This window comes from Akkermansia massiliensis (assembly GCF_023516715.1).
Taxonomy (GTDB): Bacteria; Verrucomicrobiota; Verrucomicrobiia; order Verrucomicrobiales; family Akkermansiaceae; genus Akkermansia; species Akkermansia massiliensis.
The window spans coordinates 985,862-1,005,651 of sequence record NZ_JAMGSI010000002.1; the positions used below are offsets into that span (position 1 = coordinate 985,862).

The window sequence follows — 19,790 nt, forward strand, 5'->3', positions numbered from 1 at the left end:
CTCAGGAGCCTTGGGTGACTTTTTCAAACGTGGGATCCTCCACAGGGGTGATTTTCCCGTCCGCGTAAAGCACCATGATGCCTCCCTGATGGCGTTCCAGGGCCGGGACCACGATTTCCTCAAAGTCCTGTTCCGTGATGACGCTGCGCCCGTCAAGCGGAATGCCGTCGCTGATCCAGGGCTTGCCGCGCAGGGCCTGCCCGCGCGCCACGTTCATGGGGCGTCCCTTCCGGTTGTCCAGCCAGCTAGTGTAGGAAATGGTGTCCGGGCTGGCGGGAAGGATGGAATCTTCCGCCGCGAGGATTTCCGGCCGGTTGTCATTCTTGCAGCGGAAGGTGTCCGGAAGCATGTTCGGCTCCTTGTCGTTCCGGGCGATCAGGTCGGGCTGTTCTGCGTTCACGATGGGGGCCAGGGCGTCCCACCAGTTCCGGCACTCCCTGGCGGTCAGAAGGCTGTCCTTCATGCCGCTGGAGGGCAGCTTCCCGCCGTTCTGGCCTGCGAATTCCTTGCCCCAGTCGCTGATGCGGCGCAGGTTGTCCGTGCAGCGCGTTCTGGCCGCAGTCTCCGTAGCATGGGAATAAATACTGTAGGATACGCCAGCCAGCAGGGCGATGATGGCGATGACCACGAGAACTTCAATAAGCGTGAAACCTTTGCTGCGTGAGGGGAGTAAGCGGGCTTTCATGATTTCCCGCCATTATGCACGATTGCCGCCGCTTGAAAAGGCAGAAACTGCGCCCTGGGGCGGAAAAGCGCCGGACGGAGCTCCGGAAACGAAAAGGGCCGGTCCCGTGAAGGACCGGCCCGCAGGAAAGGAAATGGCTGGATTGCGCTTACTTGGCGGAAGTGACCAGCGCGGCGAAGGATTCCGGCTTCAGGGAAGCGCCGCCCACCAGGGCGCCGTCAATGTCCGGCTGGGCCATGAGCTCCACCACGTTTTCCGGCTTTACGGAACCGCCGTACTGGATGCGCACCCTGGCGGCGGTGTCCGCGCCGAAGACGTCGGAAATGACCTTGCGGATGAAGGCGTGGGCTTCCTGCGCTTCCTTGGAGGTGGCGGTCAGGCCGGTGCCGATGGCCCAGACGGGTTCATAGGCGATGACCAGGCTGGCCACTTGTTCCGGGGTGATGTCCTTGAGACCGCCCTTGAGCTGGATTTCCAGCACGGGTTCCAGAATGCCGCCCAGGCGTTCATCCTTCGTTTCACCGATGCAGAAAATCGGGGTGATGCCGGCGGCGATGGCCTTCTTGATCTTGGCGTTGATGATGGCGTCCGTTTCTCCGAAGTACTGGCGGCGTTCGCTGTGGCCGAGCACGACGTACTTGAGACCCAGTTCATTCAGCATGCTGGTGGAGATTTCCCCGGTGTAGGCTCCGTTGTCATACTGGGAGACGTTCTGGGCGCCTACGGCAGTGCAGGAGCAGCCGTTCAGGGCGTTCAGCACGGAGGGGATGGTGGTGAAGGGGGGAATGACGACCACGTCGCATGCGACGTCTTTTCCCTTAACGAGGTTTTTGAAGCTTTCGATGAATTGGGCGCCTTCGGCGGGGCCGATGTTCATCTTCCAGTTGGCGGCAATGATGGGTTTGCGGGACATAGTGGAATGAGATTAATCAGGAGCACGCATTGTTGCCAAATTGGGGCCGAGGTCAAGCACAGATCAAAAGGGCCGCATACGCGCCGTCCGATTTTTCCTCATGGGGAAGGATGAGTTTTTCCTCCTTCAGGGTCCATTCCGGGTGGTTTTGCAGAAAATCCCTGACCACCAGGCCGTCTTCCTCCGCGTCAATGGAACAGGTGGAATAAACCAGCCTGCCGCCCGGCTTGACGGCCTGGGAGGCGTTTTCAAGAATGCTCCTCTGGAGGGCGGCCAGGCGGCGGATTTCCTGCGGGGTCAGGCGCCAGCGCACGTCCACGCGGCGCTGGATGACCCCGGTGTTGGAACAGGGCACGTCCAGAAGCACGGCGTCAAAACGGCGTTCCCATTCCGGAGGGCAGGGGAGGGACCAGTCCGCCTGCGCCGTCCGGACGGAGGAGGAACCCTGCCTGTCCAGGTTTTCCTTCAAGGTGGGCAGACGGTGTTCATGGAGGTCCGTGGCGGTCAGGCGCGCCTTGCCTCCGGTAGCGGCGATGATGGCGGCGGATTTGCCGCCGGGGGCGGCGCAGGCGTCCAGGATTTCCTCGCCGGGCCGGGGAGCCAGCAGGTCGATGGCGTAGCGGGTGGAGGGGTCCGCCACGTAAAGGGAGCCCGCTTTGATCTCTTCCAGCGGCAGGGCGCCGTCTACGGAGAACCAGCCGGGAGCGCGGTCCAGCGGAGCCAGGGAGGCTGGCATGCCGTTCACGGGGACCAGCGGATTGGCGCGGACGTACAGGCGCGGCGTGGTGTTGTTCCAGTGGAGCAGGGCGCGGACCGTTTGCGGCTCCATCTGCTGCGTCCACCGCTGCACCAGCCACGCCGGGGTGGAATAAAGAACGGGAAGCGGCAGTTTTTCCCGTTCCTCCAGGATGGCTTTCTCCCGCCGAAGCGCGTTGCGCAGGATGGCGTTGACAAGCCCCCGCAGGCGTGCGGGCGCAAGATTGACGGTTTCATACACGGCGGCGTGGTCTGCCATCCCCAGCAGGAAAAGCTGGCACAGCCCCAGTTGGAGGATAAGGCGCATTTCCAGGTCCAGCCTGCCTTTCCGCAGGGAGTCGATCACATGGTCCAGCCAGGTCTGGTTGCGCAGCACGCCGAAGACGAGGGCCTGCACCAGATGCCTGTCCGCCGTGGAAAGCGCAGCCCGCGAACATTCCCGGTCCACGAGGGTTTCCGCAAAGGAGCGGCCTTCATGCCAGCGCATCAGGCAGGTCAGGGCTGTCTGGCGGGAGGTGGGGGGATTGTTCTTCACCGGGGAACTCTACATGCGGAACGTTCAAGTTTCAACCTGCAAAAGCAAGCGGCGGAAAAAGGGCGGTTTTCCGGGGTTGTTCCGGCTTTTGCCTGTCTTTTCTGGGGCTTCCCGCTTCCTTTCTGTAAATGGCCTGGAGCCTTTCCAACTGGTCTTTCCTTGTTTCCGCCAGATTGTGCCTTTCCTCCGGGTCGCTGCTGATTTGAAAAAGGAGCCACTTGTCCTGCTTGTGCGTGAGCTTCCAGCCGTCCCCCGTGATGACCGTGTGGTCCACCACTACGTAATCGCGCTGGCTGGAAGGTTTGCCGAAGAGCATGTTTTTATAGGAAACGGAATCCTTGCCTTCCGGCATGCCCACTCCCGCCAGCTCGGCAAAGGTGGCCATATGGTCGTAGTTGGCTACCAGGCTGCGGCAAACCTTCCCGTGCGGCACGGTCCCGGGCCAGGAGACGATGAGGGGAACGCGGATGCCCCCTTCATGGTTGGTCCATTTCAGCCCGGCCAGGTTGACCATGGCGTTCTTTTGGCCGATGAGCCCGCGGCTGCCGCGGAAAACGTCCAGCAGCTCCCCGGTGCCGTCCAGAACGCCGCCGTGGCAGTTGAGGCCGCGGCCCCGCTCCTTGTCCGTGCGGTAGTAAAGTTCATGCCCGTTGTCGGAGCTGAAAACGATGATGGTGCGCTTCTCCAGTCCCAGTTTGTGCACCTGGGCCAGGATGGCGCCCACCTGCCTGTCCAGCTTGTCCACCATGGAGGCGTATTCCTCCGCCGCCCCGGCGCATTCCCTGTTGCCGCCCGCGGCGCCCGCATAGGCCTGGCGGATGGCTGGATGACCGGCATACTTGTTCTCTGCGGGGGGAATATCCACCGGGCCGTGGGGCAGGTTGGTGGAGAAGAGGATGAACATGGGCCTGTTCCGGTTTTCCTCCATGAACTTGAGGGTCTCCGCCAGCATGGCGTCCGGAGCGTACGTCACTTTTCCGTCCCGGTTTCCTCTCCGTTTTTCCGTGGCTCCCGGCCCGTAAATCTCCGGGGTCTTGCCGCCGTCGGCATGCGTGTTGCCCGGAAGGGGAAGGCGTTCGCCGTCTTTCCAGAGGAAGGAGGGATAATAGCCGTGGGCCCGCTGATGGTCCATGTATCCCACGTAACGGTCCCATCCGTGCCTTTTCAGCTCTCCGTGCCAGGTGGTGAAGCCCCACTCCAGCTTTCCGAACTGGCCCGTGACGTATCCTGCCTTTTTCAGTAGTTCCGGAAGGAAAACCTCTCCCCCGGAAGGCTTGATGCGGGCCGCCCTGGCCGCTTTCTTTTCCAGTTCCTCGTTGGACCAGCCTTGTTGTTCCGCCGTGATGACCAGGCCGCCGTTTGTCTGGGTGTAGGAGCGGGAGTGGCTGTCATGCACGCCCATGAGCAGGGAGGCGCGCGCCGGGCAGCAGTATTGGCTGCTGTAGCACCGGGTGAACATGATGCCCTGTTTGGCCAGGCGGTCGATGTTGGGCGTTTTCACGATCTCCTGGCCGTAGCAGCCCAGCATGCCCATGCCCAGGTCATCCGCATAAATCAGAATGATGTTGGGCCTGGAAGCGGCAGTGGCCGGGACCGGACAGAACGCCAGCGCTGAAACAACTGCCAGAAATGTGCATGAAATAAATCCCATCACGGGCAGTACGTGGAAAAGGAAAGGATTGTTGCAAAGAAAAAACCGTCCGGAACTGGTATTCCGGACGGTTGATTGAAAACGTTGTGTTGCGGGGGGTTAGTTGCCGTAGGGCTTGTTGACGCGGCTGAACTGCTTCAGGCGCAATCCATTGAGGTGGATGAAGCCTTCCGCGTCGTCCTGGTTGTACAGTTCCTCATGGCCGCCTTCCATCGTGGCGATTTCTTCGGAATACAGGGACTGCGGGGAACGGCGTCCGGCGTACATGACGTTGCCCTTGTAAAGCTTTAGGCGCACTTCCCCGTTGACGGTTTCCTGGGACTTGGTCACCAGAGCCTGGATGGCTTCACGTTCCGGCGCAAACCAGAAGCCGTTGTAAACCAGCGTGGCGTATTCCGGAATGAGGGAATCGCGCACCTTCTGCACTTCACGGTCAATGGTGATGGTTTCAATGTCGCGGTGGGCCGCCAGCAGGATGGTGCCGCCGGGGGTTTCATAAATGCCGCGGCTCTTCATGCCGACGAAGCGGTTTTCCACAATGTCCACACGGCCGATGCCGTGCTTGCCGCCCAGGGCGTTCAGCACGTACATGACGCCCAGCGGGCTGAGCAGGGTATAGCCGTCGCGTTCACCCTTCGGGGTGACGTTCAGTTCTTTCAGCAGCGTGTCAAGGCCGTCGTACTTGATGCCGATGGCATCGCCCTTTTCATACAGGATCTGAATGTATTCGGCCTGGTCCGGAGCGTCTTCCGGGGAAACGGAAAGCTTGTACATCTCACGGTCGGCGGGGGTGGTGCCGTCGTACCAGGTATCTTCCAGCATCCCTGCTTCAAAGGAAATGTGGAGCAGGTTGCGGTCCATGGAATAAGGCTTTTTCAGCGACTGGCGGATCGGGATGCCGTGGGATTCCGCGTAGGCGATCATTTCCGTACGGCCCGGGAACTGCTTGCGGAATTCGGGGTCGCGCCAGGGAGCGATGACCTTGATGTTCGGGGCCAGGGCATTGACGGCCAGTTCAAAGCGCACCTGGTCGTTCCCCTTGCCGGTGGCGCCGTGGGCGATGGCGTCCGCTCCTTCACGGATGGCCAGGTCCACCATGTCCTTGGAAATGCAGGGGCGCGCGATGGAGGTGCCCAGCAGGTAGCGGCCTTCGTAAAGGGCGTTGGCCTGCATCATGGGGAAGATGTAGTTGGCGGCGAAGTCTTCCTTGAGGTCGCCGATGAAGCACTTGGAGGCTCCCGTAGCCAGGGCCTTGGCTTCCAGGCCGTCCAGTTCTTCCGCCTGGCCTACGTCTGCGCAGTAGGCGATGATTTCGGCATTGTATTTTTCCTTGAGCCACTTCAGAAGAACAGAGGTGTCAAGGCCGCCAGAGTATGCAACTACGATTTTCATGTACGTCAATGATTAGTGTGCGGCGGCATGATGCCCCATTCCCTCTCCGGAGGAAAGGACAAAATCATGTTTAACCATGGGCTTTTTCCCGGAACTGCCCGGAGCGGCTTCCCCGGGATGGTTCCTGAACAAAAACAAGTGGAGGTTCGTCAGGATTCGTTCACCGCATAAGCCCGGAAAGCTGCTTTTAATTCTTTTTCTTGCCTCCTCTATACAGAAACTCCGTTTCCTTGGCACGTCCCAAGGTCCGGTCCACCAGTCCGTTGATCTCCTTGTCTTCGTATCCCGCCATCCGGATGTACTGGCGCGCTTCCGCCGCACGGCCGGGAAAGTATCCCACCAGGATGCGAATTAAATCTTCCTCCAGCCATTCTTCTATCTCATATTTCATATCATCATTTCTGCCCTGGGCCACGATGAACTGGTCTTCCCAGCCAAAAACACGTCCCTCCCGGTGCACCTTCCACGTGTTCTTTTCCCCTTCCTTCCATCGCTTCCTCAGCTTTTCTTCGGAAGTCGCCTGGTGCTCCTTCCGGAATCCTTTTAAAATTACCGCTGTATATAACGCGCTGAACTTTCCGATCTCCTTCTGGTTCACGTTCATGCGTCCGGCAGATTCTTTTTTTATAATACGGCTTAGGCATGAAACGGCTACCCTCTTCGTATCCATATCTCCCGTCCTTCTTCCGTATTCCCACGGATGCTCTCCGCTGAAGTCCACCTGGTAGAACGGCGCTGCCGTCACCAGACCGCACAAGTGGTACAGTTCTCGGCATTGTCTTCCCCTCAGGTCATCAATATGGATCACACAATAGATTTGGAACAGACGGGCTGTGCACAGGTAGAACAGTTCCAGCTCGTTCTTTTTGAGCATTTCCTGCAGGTGCCAGAGCGGAGGATACGGTTCCTTCACCGGCAGGTACATCCATCCCATCTCCGCCAGCATGCGGTAGCCCGGATACGCGCGGGGCTGGGCCGTTTCCGGATAAGCCAGGGGAAGGCGAGACCCCGGGAGCGTGGCGGCTCCCTGCACCCGGGGCGTGATGCCGGAGCAAAGAAGGATGAGCGGGAGGACGAGGTGGAATGTTTTCATCATTATTGTGGGGATCATTATTTGTTGTCTTGCGGGGAAAACGCATGGGTTCCCTGCTGGGAGTCGCGTTCCACCTGGCATTCAAATTTGGAAATCCATGCATGGACGGCTTTTCTGGTCCTGGGGTCCGTCCACCGGACCTTGAAGCTTTGCGTCACGGTATTGAGCATGTAAACATCCCGGTGCAGAATAGACTGCACGTAACGTTTACATGCCCAATCCCATTTCTGTTCCGGGGCATCCGGACTCAATCCGGCTTTCACCTCATTCATCGTCTTTTTCCATGCTATGGTGTCAATGACCCTGTTGCCGGGATCAATCTGGGACCATGTTTCTCCGGGCCGGTGCCTGCCTCCCAGGGGAGGAAAAGTTTTGTCGCTGGCGTCCGCGTCTTTTTCAATCACATGGATATTCTGGAAATTGACTTTCGTGGGATGGATCGTCAATTCCAGCTGGGCGGAAGCTCCGGGTTTGCCCCGGTCCTGTGCCTCATCCGTGGGAAAACCGGGAAATTTTTCAGCGTCCGCAATCATTCCCCTGCCGCCTCCTTCCTTTTTCCTGTGCTTCCCGGTGATGTGGGTAGGGATGCACACTTCCAGTTTGAGCGGTTTATCGGGCATCTGCTGCGTTTTTGAACCATATGCCCAGACTTTGATCGTATGGTTGTTTCCGACGGTCTTCGGACCCAAATCCTCATTGATGGACAATGTTACTTTACGCTTTCCATCAGTTATTCCCTCAAAGCTGCCCAAATGCGCCCCGTCCGCCAGGCTCCACCTGATGTCCTCATCTTCTCCAATGAGCGCCTTCTTTCCCGTCAACGTCAAGGTAACCTTCTCGCCCATGCCCACGCAGGTCCTTTTTTTATCCTCGTCCTCGTCCGGATTCTGTCCTTCTTCCTTGGCGATGTGGTAATCCGCGGAATACTTATGCGTTTTCGATTCAATCTTCAGACCTTGCATGGGTCCCTCCTCTTCCGCCGTCACACGGCAGGGGCATGCAAGAAGTGCGCCAAAGACGCAGATCTTCATAACAACCTTGTTTTTCAACAACATTCTTGAAAAAGTTTTCCAAAAATACGATTGAAGTCAAGGGAATTCCCATTTTATGCTGATGCCTTGCAGATATGATCCCGTTCCGCCGGGGAAGAAATGATTAGGAAGAGTTAAATAATCGACTGCTTCTGTTCCGCCGGAAACGCCTGTGAGGCTTTTCCTGATGGTGCCGCTTGCGGAAGAAACAGGCGTTTAAGCCGATGTGCGGAAGCTGCCAAAAAGGACGGATGACATTGAAAACGGCTTGAATTTGATGAAATTGAAAAAAAGCGCTTGATTTTTCATCCCCGGCCCTCTACTTATTCCGCCGAACTTATGGCTAAGAAGAGCTGGATCGCAAGAGACAAGAAAAAGGCTGACACCGTCAAGCGCTACGCGGAACTGCGTACGCAATTGAAGGCTGAGAAGGATTATATCGGTTTAACCATGCTGCCCCGCAATGCAAGCCCGACCCGTACGGTCAACCGCTGCCTTGTTTCCGGCCGCCGCCGCGCATTTATCCGCCGTTTCAAGCTTTCCCGTATTTCCTTCCGCGAACTGGCCAACGCCGGCATGATCCCCGGTGTGACCAAGTCCAGCTGGTAAGGGCTGGGAAAGGTTGCAGCCTTATAAAGATTTTGACGCTAGGCTGATTTTTATTTAGCCTAGCGTTTTACTATGCCCATATACGAGTATATTTCCGAAAACCCTGACGACCCCGGCCAGTCCTGCCCGGTGTGCCGCCGCGGTTTTGAATTGCGGCGGCCGGTGGACCGTGCGCCGCTTGAAAAGTGCCTGGTGTGCAAGCACCCGGTGCGCAAGGTCATCAGCCGGATCAATGTGCCGGAGGTGACCAAGCCCCTTTCCGTTTCCGACGCCAAGGCAGCCGGGTTCACCGTGCTGGAGCGCCGGGACAAGGGCGTTTATGAAAAACTGTAACACAAAAGCCGGGAAATATTCCGGCCTCCTTTCCCGTATACTACTTGAAACAGAATGAATGATCCGGACCCTCTGAGTATTCTTGCGGCCTTCGGGGCCGCTGAAGCGCCCGGCGCTGTTCCGGCGCTGGGTGGAATGACGCTGGCGATTGCCGGCTTTATCCTTTTTTTACTGCTGAACGCGTTTTTTGTGGCGGCCGAGTTCGCCCTGATGAAGGTTCGCGAAAGCCAGCTGCACGCCGGGGATGGCGTTCCGGCGCGTACCCGTAGGAAGCTGGCCCGGGCACGGAAGGCGGTCAAGCACCTTGACCTGTATTTGGCCGCCTGCCAGGCGGGCATTACCCTTTCTTCTCTGGCGCTGGGATTTTTGGGCACGTTTTTCGTGGCGGAGCTGACGGCTCCCTTCCTTGTTTCCCTGGGGCTGGGCGGTAAGGTTCCCGTTTACGGCATTGCCCTGGCCGTTACGTTTATTTTCTTTGCCTGCTGCCAGGTTATTTTTGGGGAGTTTATTCCCAAGGCCATGGCGGTGCGCCATCCGGACAGGGCCGCTCTGGCGACGGTCCCCCTGCTGCATTTCTTTTACACGGTGTTCAAATATACGGGCATTCTTGGCCTGACGGACGGAATTGCCCGGTTTGTGCTGAAGTACCTGCTGGGTATCGATCCCCGCTCCACGGCCTGCACGGTTCACAGCACGGATGAACTGATGTACCTGGTGGAGGAAAGCGAACGTTCCCGAGAGCTGACGAAGCAGGAGGCGGAGATCTCCAAGAATGCCCTTGAACTGAACGACATGTGCGTCAAGGACGTGATGACGCCGCGTTCCGAAGTGGACGTGATGGATTTGACGGCTCCCTTTGAGGAGAACTGGGAACTTGCCCGGAAGTCCCGCCATACCCGTTTCCCCCTGGTGGAGGGCGACCATCTGGACGAGGTGAAGGGCTGGGTGCACGTCAAGGATCTGCTCAAGCTGGTAGGGCAGGAAAATCCGGACCTTAGAAGCGTGCGGCGTGAGTTGCGCGTGGTGCCGGATACGATGCCTCTGGACAGCCTTCTGACGTTCTTCCTGAAAGAGCATGCCCATTTTGCCCTGGTGGTGGATGAGTTTGGTGATTCCATCGGCCTGGTGTTCCTGGACGATGTGCTGGAACAGATCGTGGGGGACGACATTCAGGATGAGTTTGACCAGGAGGAAATGCGGGAATTCGTCAAGACCGGCAAGGATACGTATGCCGTGAACGGAGCCGTTACCCTGTTTGACTTGGCGGATTACCTGCCTGAAATGGACCTGGATTGCCCGGGCGTCACCACCCTGGGCGGTTACGTGATCAGCCGGCTGGGTTACATTCCGGAAGAAGGGGAGGAATTGAAGATTGGCCGCTACCGGGCCGTAGTGACGGGGTCGGACGGCAGAAGAATCACGCAGATTCTGCTGACCCGCCTTCCGGAAGAACAGGAGGAGGAATGAGGCCATGACGGAAAAGTCACACCCGGATATGAGTTTTGAAAGGGAGGCCCGTTCCTCCGGTTTTCTTTATGTGGCCGGGGTGGATGAAGCCGGCCGCGGCCCTTTGGCCGGCCCCGTGGTGGCCGGGGCCGTCATTCTGCCTGAACTGCCGGAGGAACTGTCCGGGTTGAATGATTCCAAGCAATTGACCGCGGCTAAGAGGGAACGCCTATTCCTGGCTCTGCTGGATTGCGAACAGGTGGCCTGCTCCGTGGGAATGGCTTCCGTGGAGGAAATAGACCGTCTCAACATCCTGAGAGCCACTCATCTGGCCATGGCGCGCGCCGTGGAAGGACTGGCCCCGCATGCGGATTTCTGCCTGGTGGACGGCTTGCCCGTCAAGGGGCTTCCCGTTCCGCACCGCGCTATCGTGAAGGGAGACGGCAGGAGCCTTTCCATTGCCGCCGCCAGCGTGCTGGCCAAGGTGACGAGGGACCGCATGATGACGGAGGCGGATGCCTCCTATCCGCAGTACGGTTTTGCAAAACACAAGGGATATGGCACGAAAGCCCACATGGAAGCCCTGCGGAGGCATGGGCCCTGTCCGCTTCATCGCCGCTCGTTTGCGCCGGTTTCACAAATGGAACTGTCCATTCCTGAATAGGAAGGAGCGGGATACGGCATGGCTGGGAATGTACGGGGAACTGGCAGCGGCCTCTTTCCTGCGTGGGGAAGGGTTTTCCGTTTTAAGGAGGAATTGGCGTCCCGTCAGGGGCGGGGAACTGGACCTCGTGTGCCGGGACGGGAACTGCCTGGTTTTTGTGGAAGTGAAAACCCGTACGGGAAACAGTTACGGGGGAGCCCGCCGCGCCGTGGACGCCCGCAAAAGGGCGCTGATACGGCGGGGAGCGGCGGAATGGCTCCGCCAGCTTCCGGAACCGGTTCCCTCCCGTTACGATATTGTGGAAGTCCTGTACCGGGAGGGGAAGCCCCCGGAATTCAGGCATATACGCGGAGCGTTCAGGGAGAAGGATTTGCCCGCTTCATGAAAAGCGCCGCAGGCGCAGGGCGTTCAGAATGACGGATACGGAGCTCAGGCACATGGCCCCTGCCGCAATGACGGGAGAAAGCAGGATGCCCCAGAAGGGATAGAGGATGCCGGCGGCTATGGGGATTCCCAGAGCGTTGTACACGAAGGCGAAACCCAGGTTGGATTTCATGTTTTTCACGGTGGCGGTGGAAAGGGCGAAAGCCTTGGAAATCACCAGCAGGTTCCCCTTCACCAGCGTGACGCCGCAGCTCTGCATGGCTACGTCCGATCCCGTTCCCATGGCGATGCCCACATCCGCTTCCGCCAGTGCGGGAGCGTCGTTAACGCCGTCCCCCGCCATGGCGACCACGGCGTTCCCGCTTTTCAGGGAGGCGATGAGCGCCTGCTTGTCCGCCGGTGTCATTCCTCCGTGGAATTCGGAAATGCCCAGCTCCCTCGCCACGGCTTCCACCGTCGCGGGCGCGTCCCCGGAGGCAATGATGATGCGGATGCCGCGCGCAGTAAGGTCCGCCAGGGCCTGGCGCGTGTTTTCCCGGATTTTATCCGCCAGGGAGAAGGCTCCCGCCGCCTGGCCGTCCACCGCGGCAAAGACAGTAACGCGGCCCTGTCTCCGCTGTTCTTCCACCCACGGAGCCAGGGAGGAGATGTCTACGCCCCGCTTCTGCATCATGTCTGCGGTGCCTACGCAAACCTTGCTGCCCTGGAAAGTCCCGGCCACGCCGCCGCCCGGGAAGGACTGGAAATCCTCAATGGGCGACAGGGTGAGCTTTTCCTCCGCCGCCTTCTGGAGGAAGGCGTGCGCGATGGGGTGTTCGCTGTTCTGCTCCAGAGAGGCGCACCGGGCGAGCAGCGCGTCCATATTCACGTTGTTCCCCGTGGTTACGTTGACCAGGGATGGCCTGCCTTCCGTGAGGGTGCCTGTCTTGTCCATCACCAGGATATTGACCTTGTGCATGGTTTCCAGAGCGGCCGCGTCCCGGAAAAGGATGCCCAGGGAGGCCGCCTTTCCGGAAGCCACCATCATGGACATGGGAGTAGCTAGGCCAAGCGCGCAGGGGCAGGCTACGATCAGGACGGCGACGGCGTTCACCAGCCCGTGCGGCCAGGATGGCTGCGGCCCCCAGAATCCCCAGGCGAAAAACGTGAGAACGGCAATGAGCACCACCGCAAGCACAAAGTAGCGCGCCACCTTGTCCGCCAGCCTCTGCATGGGGGCCTTGGTCCGCTGGGCCTGGGCCACCAGGTTGACGATACGCGCCAGGACGGTGTCATTCCCCACGTTCTGCGCCGTCATGGTGAAGGTGCCTGTGGTGTTCAGCGTGGCGCCGATCAGCTTGTCGCCGGGAACGTGGGAGACGGGAATGGGTTCTCCGGTCAGCATGGACTCGTCTACATCGCTTCCCCCATCCTTCAGGACGCCGTCTACCGGAATCTTTTCTCCCGGTTTCACTCTCAGCACGTCGCCGGTCTGCACGTCCTTCAGGGGAATGTCGCTTTCCACCCCGTTGGGGAGTACCAGATGGGCGGTGGCGGGGGCCAGATTCATCAGGGCCCTGATGGCTTCCGCCGTACGGGATCTGGCTTTCAGTTCCAGCACCTGGCCCAGAAGGCTGAGGGAAATGATGATGGCCGCCGCCTCATAATAAACGGGAACATGCCCGTCATGGGTAAAAACGGGGGGAAACCAGCCGGGCACGATGGTAGCGGCCAGGCTGTACAGAAAGGCGATGGAGGTTCCGGCGCCGATCAGCGTCCACATGTTGGGATTGCGGGTCTTGATGGAATCCCATCCCCGGACCAGGAGCGGCTCTCCCGCCCACAGGACCACGGGGATGGCCAGGAACAGTTCCACCCAGTTCTGGACTCCGGCGTTCATCCAGCGCGCAAGATGGCCGCCCATGGAAATAATGAAGATCAGGACGACGAAAGGCAGGGAAAAATAAAAACGCCTGCGGAAGTCATTCAGCTCCGTATCGTCCCGGGCGTTTGCGGAAGGGAGCAGTGGTTCAAGCGTCATGCCGCAGATGGGGCATGCTCCGGGATGATCCTGCCGGATTTGAGGGTGCATGGGACAGGTGTACACCGTACCGGGAGCGGCGGCCGCAGACTCCATGGCAGAGGAATGGTCCATGTCTTCATGGTGGTGCATGGGCATGTCCATGCCCTTCATGTCCATGCCGTGTCCGGCGTCCGGAGGGTGGGCAAGAGCTTCTTCCGGCGCTGCCGTGAATTTATCCCGGCAGGAACGGCTGCAGAAAAAATAGGTTTTCCCCTGATAGCCGGCCTTCCAGGGAGTATCTTCCCCGACTTGCGCTCCGCAGACGGGGTCCGTGTGTCCGGAAGCTCCATGCCGGGCATGCGGGCTGTTGGTCATGTCCATACGGAAAGTGAGACAATTCCGGGACCCTTTCCGTTCCGGGACAGCCATGATTGGAAAAACCGCGGAAGCGGCTTCAAGCCCGCATTTCTCCATGCGGGCACAGATTGCTCCTGTCTATTATATATAGTGCAGGAGGAAAAATCATTCCGCCCTGAGCGCCAGAATGGCTTCCATGAAATCTTGGGGAATATCCATGCGGGCCAGTTCGTCCTGAAGAATGACGCCGTTGGCTCCGGCGTCCAGCATGCGGCGCGCGTCTTCCACGGTGCGGATGCCTCCTGCGGCCAGGACGGTGACGGAGGCGGGAATTTCTTCAATGAGTTTTTCCGTAACCGCCGGATTGGCCTGGAGGGTATGCGGATCCGCATTGTTGATGCAGACGAATTCCGCTTCCAGATCCATGGCGGTTTCAAGCTCATTCAGGGTATGGACTTCCATCATCACGTCCAGTCCCAGCCCGGAGGCCATGCGGTACAGGTCTTCCAGGTCCTTTTCCGGCAGGGCGGCCGCCACCAGGTTGACGGCGTCCGCTCCCGAGACGATGGCCTGGCAGATCATGGCGGGATGGATGAAAACGTCGCGCGCCATGACGGGGACAGTGCTGATTCTGGAAATGGTGGAAACCATGTCCCAGGAACCGCCGTATACCTCCGGTTCCACGGCGATGGAAATGCCCTGCGCGCCGCCCTGGATGAACATGCCGTACAGGTGGCGGAGGTCCTGGTTTGACTCCCGGAGGTTGAGGACGGGATGGACCCTGGACATTTCCGGGACGACGGAAAGACGGTTTTCCCCAAGGTCCACCGCGGTGCGGAATCCCGCATAGTCATTCCTCTGGATGGCGGAGGCCCGCAATTTCCCTTCCAGGGGAAGGATTTTTTTCAAGTCGGCGCGTTTGCGCTCCAGAATGCTGTTTAAATAATCCATATGTTACTTTTTGGGCAGGAAATAGGAACGTTGCTTTTCGGAAATGGGAAGGCCGGCCTGTTCCATGACGCACAGCATGTCCTCCCAAACCTTTCGTTTTTCTGAAATATCCTCCGTGCGGAGGAGGTAGCTGGGATTGTAAGTAACGCGCACAGGCGTGTCGAAAGCCGTGTGGAACGTCCCCCTCAGGGCGGAAAGCGGCGTCTCTCCGGATTGGAGGATGCCCCTGGCCGCGATGGCGCCCAGGGCTACCACCACTTTCGGGCGCACCAGCATGATTTCCTCCCGGAGAATGGGGAGGGATACCTCTATCTCCCGGTCCGTGGGAGGCCGGTTGTTGGTAAGCTGGCGGGGGAGGGCGGGGCGGTACTTGACCAGATGGGTCAGGTAAATGTCCGTACGGGAAAGCCCCATGGCTTTCAGCATGGCGTCCAGCTTCTGTCCGGAGGGGCCGGCCAGGGGAACGCCCTGCTTTTCTTCATACAGGCCGGGGGCGTCCGTGACCATCATGATGTCCGCCCTGGGACTGCCGGAGGAAAAGACGGGCGTGTCCCGCAGGGACTCCATATTCCGAAGCGGCGGCCAGTTGACGACCAGTTCCCGGAGGGAGGACAGTTTCTCTTCCTCCGTTTCACCTTCCAGGGCAAAGGAAATATGGCGGGGCAGCGTGGCTTCCTCCTCCGTTCTGCCCGGCTGTACTCCGTTGAGGATGTCCCGGAGTTCGTTGCCGAAGGAAACTTCATCCACGGAGTCCGGCGGCTGGCCTGGAATTTCCGGCGGCGGCTGCGTTTCTCCGGAAACAGAGGGGGCGGAAACGGAAGAGGGGATTTCCCCCCTGGCGATCCGCCGTGCGTCCATGACCCATTTCCTCAAGACCGTTCTGGCCTCCTCCGTGACGGCAGCCTTCTCCACGCCCCGGGATAACAGGGCGCGCAGGTAGTCCAGCGTGAGGTGTTGGGGCAGGCCGGCAGACATGTTCGTTCCGGAGTGTAATCTATTTCCGGAGGGATGCAACTGCCCATTGGGTGTGCGCCCGGCCGCCGGGAGCAGGAGGCTTGGCGTCATCTGAAGAGCGTCGCAGGAAAGAGGGGAAAGAGAAAAAAGGAAGGGCGGCTATGAAATTTCCCCCCCTCTTGTCCATGAATGCCGTTCAACGGGGCAATGCCCGCCTGCAAGCGGGCATGCTTGTTCCGGGACCGTTTTACAGGAGGCAGGGAATTGATTCGTTCGCCTTCCGGCTTTCCCTGCTCTTCAGGGTTGAAGCTTCGTTTTCCGTCCAACCGGGCTTTTCCGGTTCCCGCTCCGGAAAAATTACAGGAGAAAACGGAAGGATTCCTTTCCTGCGCAGAGCGGGCTGTTCCCCGCATCTTTCTTTTTCTTGGCATGGAAGTTTCTCCAGAATTTGAAAAACTGCTGCAAGACGGGTTACGGGATGTTTTTTCAATCAGGCCTGCATGCCTTTTTTTCTATAGCTTTCCCATGGCCGGAGCATGCCCCGGTAAAAATCCCGTGTCCCGAATCCTTATTGCCGGGAAATGTTCTTCCCAACCTCTTCCCGAACCCTGCATTGCGGCATATTGGGAAGCAGGAAGGGCGCAGATAAGGAAACGGGAAAGGAAAAATTCACGTGGAAGCCTGAACAGCAAAGGGAAATTCGTTCAAGGGGAGACGCGATTTTTCCATCCATGACGGCCTTCCGGAATTTGGCCCATTGAACTTTTTTAGGGAATCTTTTGAAGGATTGAGGTCGATTTTCTCTTATATCATATTTATAGTAAGCAAGATGTATTAAAAATAAAAAAGTGTGTCGTGATGTGATAGAAAAAGATGTTTCGTGAAGTATATTATTTGTCATGATATGACAAAAATGCGGCATGTTTTATATATTGCTTATTTTTAGCGTTTTATATTAATAGGTTTTCCTTGTTTGGAAGGGGGTCGGTGAAAAAAAAGGATTGCCAAGGCAGAAATTATTTCGTACCCAAGAGCCGCCGTTGCCGATTTTTCGGCTTCCGCACATGGCCTGAAGGTTCTGCCGGAGTGACTGCCATGTGTATGGCGCCTAACCTCATACCGCATGAATTTAAGAATAATTGCCACCCTGTCTTGTGCCGTCGCGGCCATGTTTGTCAGCAGTTGCTCGACAAACGGAGCTGTAACCGGCATGGGGAAATCCAGTAGTGACGCCCTTGTTTTGGCCCGTGTAGGTGAAAATGCCCAGGGATTTGTTCAGCCCCTGGCGCCGAGCCGTTCGGCAGTGCCTTCTTCCAAGCTCCCCAAACTGGGGCGCGACAAACACAAGATGCCGTTTTACCACCCCGCCCAGCGCACCCGTGTAGTACGCACCACGGCTTATACCCATTCCGAACGTGACCATCTGGCCTACGGACCCCGGAATGCCGTTGGCACGACGCTGAAATACACTTCTTCCGTGCGCAGCGCCGCTGCGGACTGGTCCGTTTACCCTCTGGGAACAACCTTCCGCATCAAGGGGCAGCCCTATCTCTACGTCGTTGACGATTACGGGAGCGCCCTGGTCGGCACCGGAACCATTGACATTTACCAGCCTAACAAGAAGCTGATGAAGGAATGGGGCCGCCGCTATGTGGAACTGACCATCGTCCGCTGGGGAGACCCCGCCAACAGTCTGGAAGTGCTCGGCAGCCGCCGCGGCTATAGGCACTGCCGCGCCATGTATGCGGCCCTGCAGCACCGCGTGTCCAAGGGGCTTTACGCCAAGGCTGACTGACCGGATTCCTGAACCCTTTAACCCGGGCGCCGCCATTCATCACATGGCGGCGCTTTTTTATTTTCCGGCGTGCGTGCAGGATGGTAATCTGGCGGCATGGATACGAAAAAACGGGCTTCCATTGTCCGGGAGGAACTCATGTCCCTGTATGGGAACCCTCCCATCCCCCTGGCGCACCGCGACGCCTACACCCTGCTGGTGGCGGTTCTTCTGTCCGCCCAGTGCACGGACAAGCGCGTAAACCTGGTGACCCCGGCCCTGTTCGCCCTGGCTTCCACCCCGGAGGAAATGGCCCGGCAGGATGTGGAAGCGGTCCGGGAAATCGTGCGGCCCTGCGGCCTCTCGGAAAGGAAGGCGTCCGCCATCGTGAACCTCAGCCGCATCCTGGTGGAAAAATACCAGGGGCAGGTTCCCTGCGACTTTGCGGCCCTGGAATCCCTTCCTGGGGTAGGGCATAAAACGGCCTCCGTCGTCATGACTCAGGCCTTCGGCGTTCCTGCCTTTCCGGTGGATACGCACATTTTCCGCCTTTCCCGGCTGTGGGGGCTGAGCAAGGGGAAAACGGTGGAAGCCGTGGAACGTGACTTGAAAAGCCTTTTCCCTGAAAATTCATGGGGAGATCTTCATTTGCGCATCGTCTTGTACGGGCGTGAATACTGCTCTGCGCGGGGTTGCGGAGGGCGCTGTCCGATCTGCAGCCGGCTGGCCCGGGAAGACGGTTCCGCGGGTGTCTGAATTTTTGCCAGGGCCCGAAATGAATGCTTGCAAGTCTGAATTTGCATGCTTTAATACACCAGTATCTTTTCGAACAACCATATAACTTAAATTATGAAGAACCTTTTTAGACTGGGTTTCCGTTTCGCCGCATTTGCTTCCGTCCTGATGGCCGCGTTTTCTACATCCGCCTTTGCTCAGGAAGCTGCCGAAGCCGCTGTTCCGCAGGAACAGACCATGCTTGACAAATGGATCATCGCCGGTGGTTGGACCATGATCCCGATTATGCTGGTGGAAGCCTTCATCGTTTTCCTGGTAATCTACAACATGGTGGCTCTGAAAAAGGAAAAATTCTGTCCGGAAGACCTCAAGGTCACCCTGCTGCAGCTGATGGCCGAATGCCGCATCCGCTCTGCCATTGAAGTGGCAGCCGGCAGCCCCACCTATCTGGGCCGCCTGGTTGCGTATGCCCTGCCGAATGTGGACGCCACCCGTCCGGAAGACCTTGGCAAGGACGCCATTGAAGACGCCGTAGCCGACTTTACGGCCAATGAAAGCCGTTCCGTATTCAAATGGATTAACATGCTGGCCCTTTGCGCGCAGATTTCCCCCATGCTCGGCCTCTTCGGTACGGTGCAGGGGATGGTGGGCGCGTTCGGCACGCTGTCAAGCGCCGGACAGGCAGACCCCACCCAGCTTGCCGGTGACATCTCCGTGGCTCTTCTGACGACCTTCTGGGGCTTGATCAACGCCATTATCGCCACGCCGTTCTTCTTCTTCCAGAAGGGCATCGCCAACGCCCATATTGCCGAATGCGTAGGCACCGTGCAGGAAATGGTGAACACCTCCATCAACGTGGTGAACGCCGAAGCCCAGCTTGCCCGCATTCCCGAAGGCCTGGCCTGATCGCCGGGAAAGACGGTCCGGTCCGGAAGTTTCCGCCCAGGCGGAGCCGGGCCGGAGAATCTCAACCAAATGTAGCTTATGGGTAAGAAAAAAGCCAATGTAGCGGCCGACGAAGAGAGCGGGGAAATGGATATGTCCCCCATGATCGACATGGTTTTCCTCCTGTTGATCTTCTTCGTGGTGAACGCTACGGCCATTACCGTTAAAAAGGATAAGAACATTCAAATGCCCACGGCCAGCAGTTCCGGTGAAGTGAAATCCGCCAACGGCTGTATCGTGGTGAATGTGTACGGTGAAGGGGATGGAAAGCGTCCCGCCGGCATGGACCCCAACGTTCGCTGGGCTTCCGATGTCAGTGCGCCGCTCAACTCTCCGGATGAACTGAAGGAATATATCAAAAACCTTGCGGAACGCTTCAAGGACAAGCAGGACTTTGAAACCCGCCTGTATCTGCGCGGCGACCAGAAGGCCCTGTTCAAGGGCTCCCGGGAAGTGATTCGCGTGGCTGCGGAATGTGGCGTGGTCAAGGTGATCTTTGCCGTATTGCCTGCTAAAAATTCCTCTGCTGCAAACAAGGCCGAATAACATTACGCGCTATGGCAAGACATAAAAAATTGGA

20 protein-coding genes are annotated in these 19,790 nt (G+C 58.4%); 10 read left to right on the forward strand and 10 right to left on the reverse strand.

Annotated features, from left to right (window positions below):
* Nucleotide 1: 1 nt before the first annotated feature.
* The 7 genes from M8N44_RS11810 to M8N44_RS11840 all read right to left on the reverse strand — a co-directional run bounded on the left by M8N44_RS11810 (nt 2) and on the right by M8N44_RS11840 (nt 8,056).
* Nucleotides 2-685: a type II secretion system protein gene (locus tag M8N44_RS11810; protein ID WP_102729028.1), complete on the reverse strand. Its 684-nt coding sequence runs from the start codon at nt 683-685 to the stop codon at nt 2-4.
* A gap of 148 nt (nt 686-833) precedes the next feature.
* Nucleotides 834-1,598 (reverse strand): triose-phosphate isomerase, encoded by a 765-nt coding sequence (gene tpiA / locus M8N44_RS11815; RefSeq protein ID WP_102729029.1) that lies wholly within the window; start codon nt 1,596-1,598, stop codon nt 834-836.
* 52 nt (nt 1,599-1,650) lie between these two features.
* A complete protein-coding gene (locus M8N44_RS14075; RefSeq protein WP_022397612.1) occupies nt 1,651-2,889 on the reverse strand; it encodes an RsmB/NOP family class I SAM-dependent RNA methyltransferase in 1,239 nt (412 codons plus the stop codon).
* Nucleotides 2,890-2,920: 31 nt separating this feature from the next.
* Nucleotides 2,921-4,540: a sulfatase-like hydrolase/transferase gene (locus tag M8N44_RS11825; protein ID WP_102729030.1), complete on the reverse strand. Its 1,620-nt coding sequence runs from the start codon at nt 4,538-4,540 to the stop codon at nt 2,921-2,923.
* A 99-nt stretch (nt 4,541-4,639) separates the two neighbouring features.
* Nucleotides 4,640-5,932: an argininosuccinate synthase gene (locus M8N44_RS11830; protein WP_022397610.1), complete on the reverse strand. Its 1,293-nt coding sequence runs from the start codon at nt 5,930-5,932 to the stop codon at nt 4,640-4,642.
* A 187-nt stretch (nt 5,933-6,119) separates the two neighbouring features.
* Complete coding sequence (locus tag M8N44_RS11835) at nt 6,120-7,028, reverse strand: hypothetical protein (RefSeq protein ID WP_102729031.1); 909 nt, start codon at nt 7,026-7,028, stop codon at nt 6,120-6,122.
* Nucleotides 7,029-7,042: 14 nt separating this feature from the next.
* A complete protein-coding gene (locus M8N44_RS11840) occupies nt 7,043-8,056 on the reverse strand; it encodes a hypothetical protein (RefSeq protein ID WP_102722845.1) in 1,014 nt (337 codons plus the stop codon).
* A gap of 339 nt (nt 8,057-8,395) precedes the next feature.
* Between M8N44_RS11840 and rpsN the strand changes: the two genes are divergently transcribed.
* The 5 genes from rpsN to M8N44_RS11865 all read left to right on the forward strand — a co-directional run bounded on the left by rpsN (nt 8,396) and on the right by M8N44_RS11865 (nt 11,493).
* Entirely contained in the window at nt 8,396-8,665 is a 270-nt protein-coding gene (gene rpsN / locus M8N44_RS11845) for a 30S ribosomal protein S14 (RefSeq protein WP_022397607.1), read from the forward strand.
* A gap of 72 nt (nt 8,666-8,737) precedes the next feature.
* A complete protein-coding gene (locus tag M8N44_RS11850) occupies nt 8,738-8,998 on the forward strand; it encodes an FmdB family zinc ribbon protein (RefSeq protein WP_012419609.1) in 261 nt (86 codons plus the stop codon).
* A 54-nt stretch (nt 8,999-9,052) separates the two neighbouring features.
* Complete coding sequence (locus M8N44_RS11855) at nt 9,053-10,465, forward strand: hemolysin family protein (RefSeq protein WP_102729032.1); 1,413 nt, start codon at nt 9,053-9,055, stop codon at nt 10,463-10,465.
* Between the two features lie 28 nt (nt 10,466-10,493).
* Entirely contained in the window at nt 10,494-11,108 is a 615-nt protein-coding gene (locus M8N44_RS11860) for a ribonuclease HII (protein WP_249853113.1), read from the forward strand.
* Nucleotides 11,109-11,136: 28 nt separating this feature from the next.
* A complete protein-coding gene (locus M8N44_RS11865) occupies nt 11,137-11,493 on the forward strand; it encodes a YraN family protein (RefSeq protein ID WP_102722848.1) in 357 nt (118 codons plus the stop codon).
* Here the strand turns inward: M8N44_RS11865 and M8N44_RS11870 are convergent.
* From M8N44_RS11870 to M8N44_RS11880, 3 genes are all read right to left on the reverse strand, one after another.
* On the reverse strand, nt 11,488-13,869 hold the full coding sequence (locus tag M8N44_RS11870) for a heavy metal translocating P-type ATPase (protein ID WP_180976202.1): 2,382 nt from the start codon (nt 13,867-13,869) through the stop codon (nt 11,488-11,490). The two genes, M8N44_RS11865 and M8N44_RS11870, sit on opposite strands and share 6 nt — an antisense overlap.
* A gap of 147 nt (nt 13,870-14,016) precedes the next feature.
* Complete coding sequence (locus M8N44_RS11875) at nt 14,017-14,802, reverse strand: beta/alpha barrel domain-containing protein (protein WP_022397601.1); 786 nt, start codon at nt 14,800-14,802, stop codon at nt 14,017-14,019.
* Between the two features lie 3 nt (nt 14,803-14,805).
* Nucleotides 14,806-15,777, reverse strand: a complete 972-nt coding sequence (locus M8N44_RS11880) for a uracil-DNA glycosylase (RefSeq protein WP_022397600.1) — start codon at nt 15,775-15,777, stop codon at nt 14,806-14,808.
* A gap of 243 nt (nt 15,778-16,020) precedes the next feature.
* On the opposite strand from M8N44_RS11880, the gene M8N44_RS11885 reads away from it, so the two are divergent.
* The 5 genes from M8N44_RS11885 to M8N44_RS11905 all read left to right on the forward strand — a co-directional run bounded on the left by M8N44_RS11885 (nt 16,021) and on the right by M8N44_RS11905 (nt 19,756).
* The gene (locus M8N44_RS11885; RefSeq protein ID WP_146020130.1) at nt 16,021-16,491 is read left to right on the forward strand and encodes a hypothetical protein; all 471 of its coding nucleotides are present in this window, start codon (nt 16,021-16,023) and stop codon (nt 16,489-16,491) included.
* A gap of 388 nt (nt 16,492-16,879) precedes the next feature.
* A complete protein-coding gene (locus M8N44_RS11890) occupies nt 16,880-17,551 on the forward strand; it encodes a 3D domain-containing protein (protein WP_240454353.1) in 672 nt (223 codons plus the stop codon).
* Between the two features lie 96 nt (nt 17,552-17,647).
* Complete coding sequence (gene nth / locus M8N44_RS11895; protein WP_022397597.1) at nt 17,648-18,286, forward strand: endonuclease III; 639 nt, start codon at nt 17,648-17,650, stop codon at nt 18,284-18,286.
* Between the two features lie 93 nt (nt 18,287-18,379).
* A complete protein-coding gene (locus M8N44_RS11900) occupies nt 18,380-19,171 on the forward strand; it encodes a MotA/TolQ/ExbB proton channel family protein (protein ID WP_022397596.1) in 792 nt (263 codons plus the stop codon).
* Between the two features lie 78 nt (nt 19,172-19,249).
* Entirely contained in the window at nt 19,250-19,756 is a 507-nt protein-coding gene (locus M8N44_RS11905) for an ExbD/TolR family protein (protein ID WP_102729037.1), read from the forward strand.
* The last annotated feature ends 34 nt before the right edge of the window (nt 19,757-19,790 follow it).